Genomic DNA, 1,332 nt, shown 5'->3' on the forward strand with positions numbered 1-1,332 from the left:
CCGGCTATTTTGATCGCGTCACCAACGTCATTCAGGGCGGACAATCCTCAGTGACCGCGTTGACCGGTTCCACCGAAGCCGCGCAATTCTAAAGCCGTCGTAGGGTCGCCATTCATGGCGACCGCTTACCGCTAAAGGAGCGTTGCCGATGACACCGAGAGAATCGCTGATCGCCCACACCATCCTGCAAGGTTTTGACGCGCAGTATGGCCGCTTTCTGGATATTACCGCTGGCGCGCAACAGCGCTTCGAGCAGGCTGACTGGCACGCGGTGCAGCAGGCCATGAAAGCGCGTATCCACCTTTACGATCACCACGTTGGCCTCGTCACCAACCAGCTGCGCATTCTCAATGACACTTCGGATTGGGACGACGCGTTCTGGCTGCGGGTGAAAAGCCATTATGAAACCTTGCTGCCTGGCTATCCGCGCCATGAAATCGCCGAAAGCTTCTTCAACTCGGTCTATTGCCGTTTGCAGGGCCACAGCCATCTGTCGCCCGAACGCCTGTTTATCTTGCCTTCCCAACCGTATGCGCCTGCGCCGGTTGCCCAGCGCCCGTTATCGCGTCTTTATCGCCCGCAACACAATTGGCAGGAAACATTACGTCAGGTGCTGAATGACATTCCGCTGCGCTTAACGTGGCAGGATCAAACGCGCGATATCGGCTGGATTGTGCGCCATCTGCACGAGCAGTTTGGTGCCGCACAGCTGGCGACGGCAACGCTGGATGTCGCCAGCGAACTGTTTTACCGCAACAAAACCGCGTGGATAGTGGCGCGCCTGCAGCTGAGTGATGGCATGGTGCCCTGTTTGCTGCCGATTCAGCGCGATGATGCTGGCCGTTTGTGGATCGACACCTGTCTCACCGATAGCGATGATGCCAGCATTGTGTTTGGCTTCGCCCGCGCCTATTTCATGGTCTACGCGCCGGTGCCGGCCGCGCTGGTGGCGTGGCTGCAACCGATTCTGCCGGGAAAAACCGTGGCAGAGCGCTACATGGCGATTGGCTGTCAGAAGCACGGCAAAACCGAATGCTACCGCGAATATCTGCACTATCTGGCGCACAGCCAGGAAGATTTTACCGTCGCGCCCGGCATTCGCGGCATGGTGATGATGGTGTTCACGCTGCCGGGTTTTGATCGCGTATTTAAGGTGATCAAAGACCGCTTCGCACCGCAAAAAGAGGTCACCGATGCGCAGGTGCGCGACTGCTATCGCATGGTTAAGGAGCATGATCGCGTCGGTCGCATGGCGGATACCCAGGAATTTGAACACTTTGCGTTACCGCGCGCGCGTATTCCGGCTGAACTGATGGCGGAGTTTGAGCGCGA

The 1,332-nt window shown here is 58.0% G+C and carries 2 protein-coding genes; both read left to right on the forward strand.

The window, feature by feature from the left end; translation table 11 throughout:
* The coding region (locus RTY00_RS18240; RefSeq protein WP_312665373.1) for a hypothetical protein at window positions 1–92 on the forward strand (92 nt) is incomplete at its 5' end.
* Between the two features lie 56 nt (window positions 93–148).
* Window positions 149–1,332 (forward strand): bifunctional isocitrate dehydrogenase kinase/phosphatase (gene aceK / locus RTY00_RS18245; protein ID WP_312665372.1); only part of this gene is annotated, 1,184 nt, incomplete at its 3' end.

The organism is Pantoea sp. CTOTU49201 (genome assembly GCF_032054795.1).
In the GTDB taxonomy this organism is placed as follows: Bacteria; Pseudomonadota; Gammaproteobacteria; order Enterobacterales; family Enterobacteriaceae; genus Pantoea; species Pantoea symbiotica.